12 protein-coding genes are annotated in these 14,588 nt (G+C 46.6%); 6 read left to right on the plus strand and 6 right to left on the minus strand.

All coding sequences use genetic code 11. From position 1 onward, the window contains the following. Positions 1-20 precede the first annotated feature (20 nt). A complete protein-coding gene (locus tag DR864_RS19905; RefSeq protein WP_114068613.1) occupies positions 21-1,442 on the minus strand; it encodes a glycoside hydrolase family 125 protein in 1,422 nt (473 codons plus the stop codon). Between the two features lie 250 nt (positions 1,443-1,692). Next, positions 1,693-3,060, minus strand: coding sequence for a glycoside hydrolase family 30 protein (locus DR864_RS19910; protein WP_114068614.1), 1,368 nt, complete (start codon positions 3,058-3,060; stop codon positions 1,693-1,695). A 284-nt stretch (positions 3,061-3,344) separates the two neighbouring features. Between DR864_RS19910 and DR864_RS19915 the strand changes: the two genes are divergently transcribed. The 4 genes from DR864_RS19915 to DR864_RS19930 all read left to right on the plus strand — a co-directional run bounded on the left by DR864_RS19915 (position 3,345) and on the right by DR864_RS19930 (position 7,433). Beyond that, positions 3,345-3,857 (plus strand): heme-binding domain-containing protein, encoded by a 513-nt coding sequence (locus DR864_RS19915; protein WP_114068615.1) that lies wholly within the window; start codon positions 3,345-3,347, stop codon positions 3,855-3,857. A 90-nt stretch (positions 3,858-3,947) separates the two neighbouring features. Beyond that, positions 3,948-6,404, plus strand: a complete 2,457-nt coding sequence (locus DR864_RS19920; protein WP_114068616.1) for a TonB-dependent receptor — start codon at positions 3,948-3,950, stop codon at positions 6,402-6,404. Further along, positions 6,404-7,135 carry an SGNH/GDSL hydrolase family protein gene (locus tag DR864_RS19925; protein WP_114068617.1) on the plus strand — a complete coding sequence of 244 codons (732 nt, stop codon included), beginning with the start codon at positions 6,404-6,406 and terminating at the stop codon, positions 7,133-7,135. Before DR864_RS19920 ends, DR864_RS19925 begins: the two co-directional genes overlap by 1 nt. A gap of 82 nt (positions 7,136-7,217) precedes the next feature. Next, a complete protein-coding gene (locus DR864_RS19930) occupies positions 7,218-7,433 on the plus strand; it encodes a hypothetical protein (protein ID WP_114068618.1) in 216 nt (71 codons plus the stop codon). 47 nt (positions 7,434-7,480) lie between these two features. Here DR864_RS19930 and DR864_RS19935 read toward each other — a convergent pair whose 3' ends face one another. Further along, the gene (locus tag DR864_RS19935; protein WP_114068619.1) at positions 7,481-9,826 is read right to left on the minus strand and encodes a glycosyl hydrolase family 28 protein; all 2,346 of its coding nucleotides are present in this window, start codon (positions 9,824-9,826) and stop codon (positions 7,481-7,483) included. Between the two features lie 194 nt (positions 9,827-10,020). On the opposite strand from DR864_RS19935, the gene DR864_RS19940 reads away from it, so the two are divergent. Then, positions 10,021-10,575, plus strand: coding sequence for a hypothetical protein (locus DR864_RS19940; RefSeq protein WP_114068620.1), 555 nt, complete (start codon positions 10,021-10,023; stop codon positions 10,573-10,575). 1 nt (position 10,576) lies between these two features. On the opposite strand, the gene DR864_RS19945 is transcribed toward DR864_RS19940, so the two are convergent. The 3 genes from DR864_RS19945 to DR864_RS19955 all read right to left on the minus strand — a co-directional run bounded on the left by DR864_RS19945 (position 10,577) and on the right by DR864_RS19955 (position 13,529). Beyond that, complete coding sequence (locus DR864_RS19945) at positions 10,577-11,209, minus strand: carbohydrate-binding family 9-like protein (RefSeq protein ID WP_229599423.1); 633 nt, start codon at positions 11,207-11,209, stop codon at positions 10,577-10,579. Positions 11,210-11,287: 78 nt separating this feature from the next. Further along, complete coding sequence (locus DR864_RS19950; protein ID WP_114068622.1) at positions 11,288-12,487, minus strand: N-acetylmuramoyl-L-alanine amidase; 1,200 nt, start codon at positions 12,485-12,487, stop codon at positions 11,288-11,290. A gap of 10 nt (positions 12,488-12,497) precedes the next feature. Then, complete coding sequence (locus tag DR864_RS19955; RefSeq protein WP_114068623.1) at positions 12,498-13,529, minus strand: LacI family DNA-binding transcriptional regulator; 1,032 nt, start codon at positions 13,527-13,529, stop codon at positions 12,498-12,500. 294 nt (positions 13,530-13,823) lie between these two features. On the opposite strand from DR864_RS19955, the gene DR864_RS19960 reads away from it, so the two are divergent. After that, the gene (locus DR864_RS19960; protein WP_205319142.1) at positions 13,824-14,585 is read left to right on the plus strand and encodes an SDR family oxidoreductase; all 762 of its coding nucleotides are present in this window, start codon (positions 13,824-13,826) and stop codon (positions 14,583-14,585) included. Positions 14,586-14,588: the final 3 nt, after the last annotated feature.

Here is a 14,588-nt window from a genome sequence, read left to right on the forward strand (position 1 = left end):
CCTTAGCGTCTCTGCGTGAGTTATATTTTGCTTAATAAATGCGGTCGCTCGCGTTCAATTTTGAGCAATAACTCTCCGAAAAGTGTGTTGGCCCAAGCAAACCATTTGCGTGTAAATTTACTCGCATCGTCTTTGTCAAACGACTCGTGCATAAAGCCCGTTTTGGCGTGTGTATTTTTTAGAAAACGCAATTGGGCCAGAATTTCGGCGTCATTGTTAGACGTCATGGCGCGCATGATGATGCTCATGGGCCAAATTTGGTTCACCAACGTATGCGGACTACCGATGCCTTCGGCGGCTTTGCCTTTGAAAAAATAAGGATTAGACTCGCTCAACACAAACCGACGCGTATTTTGGTAGATTTTGTCGTTTGGATTCACCGCGCCCAAATACGGTAACCCGAGCAAATTGGGAACGTTGGCGTCGTCTTGAAAAAGGCAATTGCCGAATCCGTCGACTTCCATGGCGTACATCGGACCAAATTGTGGATGGTTAATCACGGCATATTTCTTGATGGCCTGTTCCACTTCATTGGCAAAGCTTTTGCACTCATTCGCAAATGCCTGATTCTTATAAACTTGCTCCGCAATCTCGGCGATTTGACGGAAAGAAACGACGGCAAATAAATTGGAAGGAATCAAAAAAGGATATTGCGTAGCATCATCGGAAGGTCTAAAGATGCTGTGAATGAGTCCGTTGGGTTTGGTGTTGTTGCCGTAACCATTTCCAGGTACTGTATCCGTTGACCATGATGTGGTGCGCCCAAAACGGTAAGGCCCACGGCCTTTCAAGCGTTGTTGTACACGGCAGGTGCTGATGATGAGTTGGGCTGCTTTTAGCCATTTTTCATCGAAAATGCTGACATCTTTCGCCGTTTTCCAGTAATGATACGCCAAACGAACCGTGTAGCAAAGAGAGTCAAGCTCCCACTTGCGCTCGTGAAGTTCGGGCTTCATGTCGGTGTGGTCTTTGAGCCATTCGCTGTGGCCAGGGCCGTCGTTGAACGCGTTGGCGTAAGGGTCAATCAAAATACACTCCGTTTGGCGATTGACCACCCCCGCAATGAGTTGTTTGAGTGACTCGTCCTTTGTCACCAACGGCAAATACGGCCACACTTGCGCGGTGCTGTCGCGGAGCCACATGGCGTGGATGTCGCCTGTGATGACGAATGTATCAGGACGACCGTCTTTTTGTTTAAAATGAACGGTCGTATCCAAAGTGTTGGGAAAACAATTTTCAAAAAGCCACGCCAATTCTGGGTCTTTTATAACACCTTTCATGCGGCTTATCGTGTCCTCAATGACGGAGCTATTAAATTTACGTTGCCCAGCGGCGACCCGCACCACGGGAAATTCGTTGGCAAGTGCATTGGCGTGAATTAGCGTGCCAATGCCTGCCAATGAGGTTGTTTTTAAAAATACTCTGCGGTCAAGTTGTTTCATTGGGTCAGGTTATCTAAACGACTAAAATAGTGTATACAGGCGGAAAGTCTCTGTAAAAATGCCTGAAAAATCTTTTTATTCAAAAAATATTTTAAAATAAGATGGCTACTAAAGAAAAAAATTAAGTAAATATCTATTTAGAAAACATTCTCCCTGCCGACATTATTAAAGGAAAGTGAATGTAGTGTAAAATTCCGATGGGATAGCGCTTCGGAACAGCCCGCCGCGCGGAAGTGCCACCTTGTGGGTATTACCAGATAAAAGTGGCGACGGTTTTTCCGCTGAGCGTGGGGGTGATTTGACGGTTTTTTGCTCGAATATTGAACGTCATTGGCTTGTCGCTTTCGTTCAGTATAATCATTACCGTATGGCCGTCGGGCGTTTTGAAAGCCACATTAGGTAGACTCATGGTCACGTTGGAGGCAATGCGGACGGAACCTGGTCGCACAAATTTAGCCGCGTGGGCAATGATATAATAGGCAGGGTTTCGGGTGATGGTTTGTCCGATTGTAACGGCACCCAAGCAGGCCGTGCAACCGCCGTCGGTGTGCGGGCCTTGGTTGGGGTCGGCGGCCAAATTCCATTCTAAAACGGTTTTGCTCCAATTGCGTGGTGCGCCAATGAGCAGATTTTTGACGTGCCATTGCAAATCTCCCCCGAAATTGGCGGGTGCGCCGAGCCACTGTTCGGTAAAATAAAGGTTTTTATCGGGGTGTGCCTCGTGAACATCGCGCAGTGCATCAATGCCGCCGCCGTAGAGGTGAAAAGCCGAGCCGTCGATGTACTTGCGCGCATCGGGGTCGTTGAGGATACTAATGGGATAGTCGGGGCGGTCGGCGTTGTGGTCGTAGATGATGATTTTTGTGCTGAGTTTGGCGGTTTTGAAGGCAGGTCCGAGGCTCTTTTTGATGAAGTCTGCCTGCTCATCCTGCGGCATCAGCAAGCTGGGATTATTGTCGGGGTTCAAGGGTTCATTTTGTACCGTAAGGGCGTCAATTTGGATGCCCTGTTTTTTCATTTCCTGCACGTATTTCACCAAATAACGCGCATACGCATCGTAAAACTCAGGTTTGAGGCTTCCCCCTTTAGAATTATTGTTGGTTTTCATCCACGACGGCGGTGTCCAGGGTGAACCCAAAATTTTGAGGTTAGGGTTAATCGCCAAAATTTGTTTCAAGACGGGAATAAGGTCTTTTTGTTCTTCCGCCAACGAAAATCGGCTCAGCTTGGGGTCGGTTTGGCCCGCAGAAAGGTCGTTGTACGTAAAAACATGGTCGCTCAAATCAGATGCCCCGACGCTGATGCGCAGGTAACTGACTCCGATGTTGTTGGCATCGGTGGCAAATAATTCTTTCAGCAACGCTGCTTTTTCCGAGGGTTTTAATCCATTGATGAGGGTTGCGCTTCCGCCCGTGAGTGTATAGCCGAACCCGTCCATGGATTGAAACCGCTTGGTATCGTCAACATAAATGCTTGGTAAAGTGCCCGTCATTGGGCCAAACGCTAACTTTTCGGTTTGTTTTTGGAACAACACCGATTGGTCGGCTTTGGTGAGCCATAGCTCGGCTTGTTGGGCGTAGGAGGTAAGACTGAAAAGGAAGAAGAGGAGGCGCTTCATTTTGAATGTTTTTTGTCACAAAGTAACGTAAAGATTTGACAGTTTTTTTGATGGTTTGAAAACGCTTTTGAGGTTAAAACATTTGGGTAATAAGGGTAGGTTAAAATGCTGGTCGGAATAGTGAATTGAAAAAAAAGGAATGGATTGATATGCCTTTTTCAGGGTATCGGTCGGTGAAAACTGGGCAAGTGCCGATTAGCAACGTAAGTCATTTTTCTGGAAGGTTGGGAACGGTATCTTTGTGATTTGGTGAATGTTATTTCATTTTTAACCTCTTTAAACTTATGATAAAGAAAATCTTGATTGGCTTGGGTGTGGTATTGGTGGCAATCCAATTTTTTCACCCCGAAAAGAATCTTTCTGATGACCGGACGTACGATGTTTCGACAAAATATGCGATGCCAGAAGAAGTAAAAAGCACGTTGAAAGTCGCTTGCGATGATTGCCACAGCAACAAAACTGAATACCCGTGGTATTCCAACATTCAGCCAGTGGCGTGGTTTCTGGATCATCATGTTGTGGATGGAAAACGGCATTTGAACTTTTCTAATTTTACCTCACGACCCATTGCCTACCAAAACCATAAGTTTGAAGAAACGATTGAGATGATCAAAGAAGGGGAAATGCCTTTGCCATCCTATACTTATTTTGGCCTTCACTCTGGGGCAAAGCTGACAGAAGCACAAAAACAGACACTTATCAGTTGGGCCGAGGCAAATATGGATTCGCTGAAGGCAAATTACCCTGCCGACAGTCTCGTAATGCGTCGCCCACAGGGGGCTACTCCCGCAAAATAAGAAGGCAAAAGAAATCAGGTGGATTTGGATAATTTAAAGAAAATCTACCTGATTTGAGTACATCCCGCAACCCATTTTCTTTATATAGTTATGAATACTACTACACCGCTCCATTTACTTTTTAAAGCTTTTGGAATTATAAGCTTTTTCATCTTTACGGCACTGAGCCTGCAAGCACAAACTGGCAAAAAAGTAGCCGCTGTTAAAGGTAAAATCATTGATATTCAAACCAATGTGCCTTTGGCCTACGCCACGATTCGGGTACTAAAAAGTACCGATAGTACCTTGGCAGGCGGCGGAATCTCGGATGAAAAAGGACAATTTACGGTCGATGCAACCTTTGGTGAATACTATGCTGTTGTCGAATTTATTGGATATAAACCCCTTAAAACGGCGGTTTTTAGCCTTTCAAAAGAACAATCTTCGCAGGACTTAGGCGTTCTGAAAATTGCGGCGGCTTCCCAAACGTTGGATGAAGTGGTGGTTCAGGCAGAGAAGAGCTCGATGGAACTCTCTTTGGATAAAAAGATATTTAATGTCGGAAAAGACCTTGCCAATGCGGGCGGCACGGCCATTGATATTTTGAGCAATGTACCGTCGGTGTCGGTAGATACTGAAGGCAATGTTAAGCTGCGCGGAAGCGATGGCGTACGAATTTTGATTGATGGAAAACCTTCTGGATTAGTGAGTTTTAAGGGGGGAGCAGGCTTGCAGCAATTGCAAGGAAATCAAATCGAGCGCGTCGAAATCATTACCAACCCTTCGGCCCGCTACGAAGCCGAGGGCATGTCGGGGATTATTAACATTGTACTGAAAAAAGAACGCAAACAGGGCTTCAATGGCTCGTTTGAGGTGGTAACGGGTTTTCGGCCCAACTACGGCATCGCTGCTAATATCAATTACCGAAAAAACAAACTGAATTTCTTCCTCAATTATGGCATTGCCTATCGGGTGCCGATTGGCGCGGGAAGATTGTACCAAGAAGTTCGCGGAAAAGACACCACAACGCTGTTGCAGCAGACCACCAACAGTCAGGTCAAAACCGTAGCCAATACCATTCGCGGGGGCTTGGATTACTTCTTTGATGAGAAAAACATTCTGACTGCTTCGTACCAGTTTCGTCGCACTGATGTGCTTCGAATTACCGATAATCAATATAAAGATTATATCAATACCCTTAATAACCTAAGTGCCATTACCGACCGCCAACAGCGGGAAACGGAAGCAGAACCTTATTCAGAATATGCGCTTACTTACAAGAAAACGTACAACAAAAAAGGGCAGGAACTGACGGCCGACGTGCGCTACCTGACCTACTGGGAGCGCTCCGACCAGACTTTTACGCAAAGCAGCGTGTTTGCCAACGGCTCACCCAATAAGGCAGGAAATCTGCTCCAGAAGTCGTTGAATGACGAATACGAAAACCAGTTTTTGGTGCAGTTGGATTATATTCACCCCGTTGGAAAAGAAGGAAAGTTTGAAACTGGCGTTCGTACCAGTTTTAGGGATATGGTCAATGATTATATCGTGACCCAGCGCAATGACCAAGGCGTGTTTGAGACACTTCCAGGACTGGATAACTATTTTATCTACAAAGAAAACATCTACGGAGGGTATGGAATCATTGGGAATAAAACGGGGAAAATAAGCTACCAAGCGGGCTTACGCGCCGAGGTAACTGACATCACGACCATTCTGCGTGAAACCAATGAAACCAATCCGCGCAATTATGCAAATCTGTTTCCCAGCGCCCACGCAACGTATAGCCTCAACAAAGATAATGCCTTGCAGGTAAGTTATAGCCGCCGCGTGCGTCGCCCGACCTACAATGATTTGAGCCCGTATGTGACCTTCTCCGACCAGCGTAACTTTTTCTCGGGAAACCCTGATTTGAATCCTGAGTTTACCAATTCGTATGATTTTGGACACATCAATTATTTCGAAAAAGGCTCGTTTACGTCGTCCATCTATTATCGTCATACTACCGGAAAAGTATTGCGCATCCGTCGTGTTGATGCACAAGGTTTTTCCAATACACGTCCCGAAAACTTAGCCACTGAAGATGCCTTTGGGGCCGAATTTACCAGTACCTACACGCCTGTAAAATGGTGGAAACTGGATTTTAACTTCAACTTTTTCCGTGCCATTACCGACGGACAAAACTTGGACGCTTCCTTCAAAGCCGATACTTACAGTTGGTTTGCGCGTCAAACCTCCCGCTTTACCTTAGCCCCCAAAACCGACTTGCAACTCCGCGCCAACTACGAAGCGCCGCAGCAACTCCCACAAGGAAGCCGCAAAGCCCGTGCATTTGTGGATTTGGCCTTCAGTAAAGAAATCCTGAAAGGCAAAGGAACGCTCACCTTCAACGTCATCGACGTGTTCAATTCCCGCTACATGCGTTCTACGTTTGAAGGACCCAATTTCTATACCTATGGAACGGCTGGAATGCGTGCCCGTCAGATCAACCTCACGGTGATGTACCGCCTCAACCAAGCCGCTGGTGCCAAGAAGCAAAAGAGTTTAATTAGCGGGGATGAAGGATAATGAAAAGACGTAAATTTCTGCAATCTTCTGCTTGGGCGGGATTAGGAGCGGGTTTCTCAAGTTCTCCCAAACCCCAAAAACCCCTCACGTTTTTATTCCAGGGCGATTCTATCACCGACGGTAATCGTGGCCGAAACCTCGACCCCAACCACATCATGGGGCATGGGTACGCGTATTCGGTGGCGAGCCGAATCGGGGCAGATTTTCCCGAAGCACGTTTTACATTTTACAACCGTGGCATCAGCGCCAACAAAATCACGGATTTGCAGAAACGCTGGGAAACCGACACGCTTAACCTTAAACCCGACGTATTGAGTATTTTGGTTGGTATCAACGATACGGGTGCAACCATTAACAAACCCGCAGAAGCCACCACCGCCGAAGAGTTTGAAAGTATTTACCGCAGTCTTCTAACTGACTGCCGACGCGCCAATCCTGAGATTTTGTTTGTGTTAGGAATTCCTTTCGTGTATCCCGTAGGTAAACGCATCGAACATTGGGAACAATGGCGAGACGATACCAGCAAGCGCCAAGCCGTAGTACAAAAATTGGCCAGCGAATTTGATGCCGTTTTGATAGATTACCCCGCCGTTTTTGACAAAGCCATCCAAAAAGCTCCCATTGAATACTGGATTTGGGACGGTGTTCACCCCACGGTCTTCGCGCATGAACTCATGGCGCGGGAATGGATAAAGCAGGTCGGGAAGCGGTTGCGGTTTTTGAAGAGATAAAAAGAGCTATGAGCGTTTTCTCTGGCATACTTCTTTAGACAAAGACAGGAGTATAAAACACTACTTTAAACTACTATCAACTATGAAGAAAATTGTCGGAATCGTTCTTATTGTCCTTGCCATTGTATTGGGATACAATGGTGTTCAGAAATTTCAGAAAAGCTCGGCATCGGTGAAAGTACTGGGCTTAAAAATTGACGCAGACAATGAAAGCGGCCAAGCTTCAGCTTATATCCAATTGGGTTTGGCAGTGTTGGCGTTGGGGGCAGGTGTGTTTTTATTAAAATCTGAGCGGTAATCCTAATCAGAAGACGTTGGTGTTTTTTCACCAACGTCAATACTTTTTTACTTCTTACTCACCACCTTCCCCTTCACTCCAACACCCAATTCCACCTCTTTTCTCGCTTTGGTCACATCTGTATTCAGCAAACGAACGCCTTCGGAACGAGTACCCATCACCTTCAATAGTACCTCTTTGTCGGACCCGTACGTGATGCCGTCCAGGACTACATTTTTGCTGTTTTGCACCTGCATCACGGTTTTGTCTTTGGTCAAAAGAGTTACGTTTTTGAGGTTTATATTTTCACCTTCCACGCACACCAAGCCTTTGTTAGCTTCGATGACGGCGTTTTCAATGTTGATATTTTTGATGCTCATTTCGGGCAGGCCGCGTACCAAAATGGCGGTTTCGGCTCCTTGACAAATGATGTTTTTGATGTAGAAATTTTTGAACTGTGGCGTCCCTTCGTTCAATGGCTCGGCTTTGATGGTCGGCAATTCGTTGGATTCGCCTTCTTGTGGTATGGGGTCCTTGGCGGCGTAATACATGTCAAAAAGAATGGCTTCGCCGGGGATTTCGGTCATGTTGATGTCGGTTACGTAGATGTCTTCCACCACGCCGCCACGTCCACGGGCGGTTTTGAAGCGAAGGCCTACATCTGAACCCATGAAAGTGCAATTGGACACAAATAGATTTCGGACACCGCCCGACATTTCGGAGCCAATCACAAAGCCGCCGTGGGCGTGGTACACTTTGCAATCTTTGATGATAAAGTTTTCAGTCGGGACACCGCGTTTGCGGCCTTGCTCATCGCGGCCCGATTTGATGGTGATGCCGTCGTCGCCTGTATCAAAGGTACAACCTTCCACGATGCCGTTGCGGCAAGATTCGAGGTCGAGCGCGTCACTGTTTTGGGCGTACCAGTGGTTTTTGACGGTCACGTTGCGGATACTGACGTGGTCGCAGAGTAGCGGGTGCATGGTCCAGGCAGGAGAGTTTTGGAACGTGACGCCTTCCAGCAATACGTTCTTACAACGCGTTAGGCTAATCATGTTGGGCCGTAAAAAATCTTTGTAAGACTCCAATTCGGCGGGCGTTGGGTGAATACCGTTCAGAATTCGTCCTGCATTGGGCAAATTATTGCCTTTTTTGGACTTTTCTGATGGGTACCATAAGTCGTTTTTATCGCTCACCACGCCACCTGATTTTAGGAGTGCCGCCCATTGTGAATTGGTTTGTTTTTCGCGTTTGATAGCGCGCCACACCTCGCCGCCACCGTCGAGCACCCCCTCACCCGTGAGGGCAATGTTGGTCAAATCTACGCCCCAAATCGGTGCCTGACAGCGGTATGATTCTTGCCCTTCCCAAGTAGTGACCACAATCGGATAATCGTCGTGATTGCGGCTAAATTGTAATAAAGCACTTTTGGCAATGTGCAGATTGACGTTGTTTTTCAATACAATCGGTCCTGTGAGCCACAATCCTGCGGGTACCAATACCGTGCCGCCGCCCGCAGCATGGCAGGCTTCGATGGCTTGGTTGATGGCTTTGGTATTCACCGTCAGACCATCGGCCTTAGCGCCGTAGCGGGCAATGTTGAAGGTGTCTTTGCGAAAAACGGGCGTGTAATAATTGGGGAGCTCGTAGGTGTATTTATTCGTAAATTCTGATTTTTTGACAAAGCTTTTCAAGTCAATTGGCAATTCCATGATGCCTTCCACGACCAAGCTCGCCATGACCGACGCGCCGTAACGGGAAAAATGGGTATTGTCTTCGATGCCTTTGGGAAATTTGGGATAAATACCTCCACCGTAGTGCATAAACAGCACTTTTGAGCCTTCTACGCCGTGCTTTTCAATCACGGCTTGACTTTTGGCGTGCAAATCTATCATCGGCACTTTCAGTTCTTTGGCTACATCTTTTACCACTTGTGGGTATTCGCCGTGCTGGTCCACAAACGTCCCTTTTTCGTCAAACTTGCGCCGCATAACGGGTGTAATCAACAGCGGGTTGCCGCCTTTGGCGCGGGTTTCGTTTACAAACCGAATCAGGTTTTGGCGGTACAACGTTTGCGCGGGAGCCGAGCGTGTGCTATCGACTACTTTTTGGTCATTATGGCCAAATTGAATAAAAACCCAATCGCCTTTTTTGACTTGTGACACCACTTTTTGCCAGCGCCCTTCGGTGATAAAACTCTTGGTGCTGCGACCGTTGACGGCGTGATTTTGAATCTGCACGGCGTCGGTATTGAAGTATTCGGGCAGCACCATACCCCAGCCTGTTTCGGGCGCATCGGCGGGCAGTTTGGGAGCTAGCGTTGAATCACCGCATAGGAAAATGGTAAGTTTTTCATCCACTGGACGAAAGGCAGTCAAGGCCAGTAAAAAGAAAATCCGAAGAAATGATTTCATGGAGTTGGTTTGATAGAACGAGGAATCCTGTACGAGATTACTGGTTAAATTATAACAAAACAACTCATTTATTGCATTTTTTTATGCAATCGTTGTCGGCAACGTTGCCGGAAGAAGCTCAGAATAGGATTGAAACAAAATAGGAGAATGTGACGACAAATTTTTAAATTCACCCTCCCAACCTTTCTGGTCTTATGAATGCAATTCTTAAAACTGAATTTTATGCCGACCGCGCGGTTGATCAAATTGATAACTTCATTAAAATCACTTATAAAGTTATCTGGTGGATTTGGCCAACGGTCTTTTGGATTTGTTTTTTTTGTTTGTGGTTTTTATCCAAAGATATGCTGAAGGTTGTACAAGATATAGGGAGTCGTTTATTGGCCATTCTTCCCGTTCCTGACACGGTACTTTATGCAGTGGCATTGCTGCCATTTTGGTTGTGGCTTATGGGTGAACTGCTGTCTAGCACGGTCAAAATCGTCCGAAAATTTATGTTGTATCCCAAATCTGATTTTACCGAAACGGCGATGGTCCCCGTTGAAAAAAAAGAACTTATCGTGCATCGCTCCAGCAAAAGTGGGACTTCGCATTCTTATTTGATATGGCTAAAACATCCTGTTTCTCAAAGCATTATGAAAGTTGATGTAGAACAGGCAGAGACATTTGAGAAAATAAAAGAAGGGAGTCTAATAACAGTAAAGCACCTGCTTACGCCCACCAATATTATCTATCTGACGGTGGAATAGGCTATTTCAAATGCAAAATCCCAAACGCATCGGGGCGGTGAAAACGGGGTGTTGCACCGCTCATTGACGGGCTCCAACAGGTAAAATCGCAGTCGGCAGGGGCACATTTCCAATTGGGATCTGTGTGGGATTGGAGTGACACAATACGGTAAAAATTGAGGCGATAGGTGTCTTTTTTGCCTCCCAATAAAGCCCACGGAATCTGCATTTTGCCCGACCAAGTATCGCCATTTGCTTTCACTTCGTGTTTGATACCTGCTTTTTCGTGAGGAACAAACGTCAATTTTTGGGGTGCTTCTTTCGTCGGATTGTCAATCCAACCCACAAACAGCGCGTTGTTGGGGTTGATTTCTAATTCTAAATACTGGGTGGGAGTGGCGCTGCCTTCGGCAATAAACACCTCAAAAACCTCCTGATTCCACATTTCGGTATTGTGCTTTGTGTAGGTGTTTTGGCTCCAAAAGGGATTTTGCAAGCACTGAAAATCAACGGATAGGTATTCCTCGTCAAAACTCAGTTTTACCAAGGTAGACTGGGGCGCTTCTTTTCCGTCGGTGGCGTAGCGAAAATGGTTTTGTGGTAATGTGGTTGATTGGCCTTTCGCCAAGTGGATTTCTGGAACAGCAGAATGCATAAACAGGAGTATAAAATAAATAAAAGGCATAGGGGCGAAATGTTTACCGAAGCGACCCTAAAATTACGTAATCTATTTTTACGAACGTTGCTTTCTGACTTGTTTTAACCAATCTGCTACTCCCTTTCGAATCTGTTTGGCCATTTTTTTGCGGTACCCGTCTTCCAAAATAAGCGCCTCGTCGTCGGGGTGGCTTAAAAATAATCCTTCTACCAGCACATTGGGGTATTCGGTAGGGCTGTTGAGCGCAAAATTAAAACGGCCGACATTGCCGTATTCGGTCAATCCCATATCCAGCAATCGCTTCAATATGGCTTGACTCAACGGCCTGTACCCAAGATGTTTATAGTACGTACTTGTCCCTTTGGTTTTGGTGGTATCGCCCGCCGCATTGTTGTGAATACTGATAAGCAGGTCGGGTTTGAGTTTACGAAGGCTCAGTACGCGGTCTGTATTATTGATCAGTGAGTCATTGTTGCGGGTCATCAGCACCGTTGCTCCCTTGCGTTCAAGTTCTTTCTGTAAATGTCGGGCAATGCTGAGATTAAAGTCTTTTTCGTATTGTTTTGATCGCAGCCCCCGAGCGCCTAAGTTGCTACCGCCGTGGCCAGCGTCTACCGCGATGGTCAGGTCACGAAGGCGTAATTTTTCGGGTTGATGCGTAACGCGTATTACCAGCCGACGGCCTTCGTAGCCGATGGCGTAACCCCAATGTTGTGCATGGCGCAAGGAAATGATAACCCTGAATTGGTCATCGGCAACCTGTTCATAATCAATGTTTTTAATCTCTTTAGCCGTGCGAAGTTGGGTAATCCAGTTGGTATTGGCGGTGGCACCAAAAATGTCCACCACAATTCGCGCGGGATTCATCTCCTGACGGCTGCGGTAGGGCAGTCGCTCGGGCAATGGGATAGACACATAATCCTGACGATTGTCGCCAGATACGCGCCAAGAAGCCGTTAAATACTGTACCGAAGGAAGCCGTACGTTGGTATCGCGTTTGGTGAGGGTTTGCGGAATCCACGCCGAGAGTTGGTTGGTCAAACGTACCCGATAAAGATCTTTGTATTTAGCGGTGACTTTGAGCAATACCAGCGAATCGACATACCCCATTTTTGCGCCTCCGAGACGGTCTTCACCCACTCCATAATTGAGATAGGCCAATGGGCCTTTGGTACGGACAAAAAAGGTGGAATCGGGCTGGAATGTTGTGAGGGTGTCGCGGGTTTGGGCCTGTAAAAAAAAAGGAAAACAGGCAATGCACAAAAAACGAAGCATTGGTCTAAAATTACGTGGTGGCTTTGATAGAAGAATCACGGATGACCAAATGCGTGTCTAATTTTTTCGTTTCGAAACGAATCGTCGCTTTCGGGCGCTCAATGAGGTCGATTAGGAATTCGGTGGCCAATTGTCCCATCTCGTAAGCGGGCTGACGAACGGCACTAAGGGCAGGATTGAGCAAATGAGCCGTAACCAAGTTGGTAAATCCAACGATGGCGATGTCTTCTGGAATACGCAGCCCTTCTCTCCGAATCAATGACATACAAGTGGTAGTAAGGCGGTCGCCAGCCGTAAAAATGGCATCGGGGCGGTTGGGATGGTTAATCAACTCCATAACTGCTTGCTCAACTTCTTCCAAAATCATTCCTCCATGACTACAATACTTGATGTACGAGTCTTCAATGGGGATGTCGTGATTTTGGAGGGCTTTTTTATAGCCTTCCAACCGTTCATACGTAATGGAAAGCCAAGAAGGGCTGGTCAAGTGGGCAATGCGACGAAAACCCTGTTTAATCAAGTGCTCGGTGGCTTCGTAGGTTCCGGCAAAGTTATCGGCGATTACTTTGTGCGTAATGTAATCCTGCGGTACGCGGTCAAAAAATACAATAGGTAATCCTTTGGTTTGTAGCTCTTTAAAGTGCTCTAGGTCGTTACTTTCTCCCGAAAGAGAGACCAAAAGGCCATCTACCCTGCGTTGAGCCAAATATTGCGTGCTGACCAGCTCACGCTCGTAAGATTCGTGATTTTGAGAAATCACCACATGGTACCCGCGATTGTAAGCGATGGATTCCATGCCGTTAATTGCCTGCGAAAAGAAGTTGTTGGCAATCTCAGGAATAATTACGCCAATCGAACGGCTACGGTTTTCTTTCAAACTCAGGGCAATGGGATTGGGGCGGTAGTTCATCCGCTCGGCATATTCCATGACCAGTCGCTTGGTTTCAGGGTTAATTTCGTAGCTCCCCCGCAACGCCCTCGATACTGTAGAAGTTGAAAGATTGAGCGCCTTAGCTATATCTTTTATGGTAATTATCTCCACAGTCTTAATTATTGGTTTTGTACAATTTTTTTACTCTGGGTAAAGGATTCTCTTTTGAGAAGTGAAGATACGTCTTTTTGGTAAACAACTCAAAAAAAAACAAGATAAACTCTATTTCTGACATTTTGGGAACGTTGCCGACAACGATTGCATAAAAAAAGTCAACAAAATATTTGTAATGTACTAAAATTATGGCCTAAACTTGAATACTGCAACGAATGAATAGAAAGAGGTAAAGCAAATGGATAACAATGCTTTTTATCCAAATTTCTAAAAAAAATTAAAATCAAAAAAATGAAAAGCTTCGACTTGACGGGTAAAGTGGCATTGATAACGGGCTGTGACCGAGGAATTGGCTTTGCAATGGCCACGGGCCTCGCCGAGGCGGGGGCCGACATCATCGGGGTGTCGCGGTCAATGCCGTTGCAAGGAAGTGAAATTGAAAAAGCCGTGCATCAATTGGGCCGTAAATTCAGCCCCTACGCGGCTGATTTAGGCGACCGCAGTTCATTATACGCATTTATCAATCAGGTAAAAAAAGCACATTCTTGCGTTGATATCCTCTTCAATAACGCGGGCATTATCCTACGCGAACCAGCCGCTAGTCACCCCGATGAGTACTGGGATAAGGTGCTGTCTATCAACCTAGATGCTCAGTTTATTCTGGCCAGAGAGTTTGGAAAAGAAATGATGGAAAGACGATACGGAAAGATTGTCTTCACGGCCTCGTTACTCACTTTTCAGGGGGGGATAAACGTGCCTGGCTATGCCGCGAGCAAAGGGGCGGTTGGGAGTCTCGTAAAAGCCCTTGCCAATGAATGGGCGGGCAGAGGGGTCAACGTTAACGCGATTGCGCCTGGCTACATTTCAACGGATAACACAACCGCGTTGCGGGCCGATGCCGACCGCAGTAAGTCCATTTTGGACCGCATTCCGGCGGGCCGTTGGGGCGAGCCAGAGGACTTCAAAGGCCCAGCCGTGTTTTTGGCGTCTTCGGCTTCTGACTACGTAAATGGTACGATTTTGACCGTAGATGGTGGTTGGATGGGACGGTAAATA

Source organism: Runella rosea (assembly GCF_003325355.1).
Lineage (GTDB): Bacteria > Bacteroidota > Bacteroidia > Cytophagales > Spirosomataceae > Runella > Runella rosea.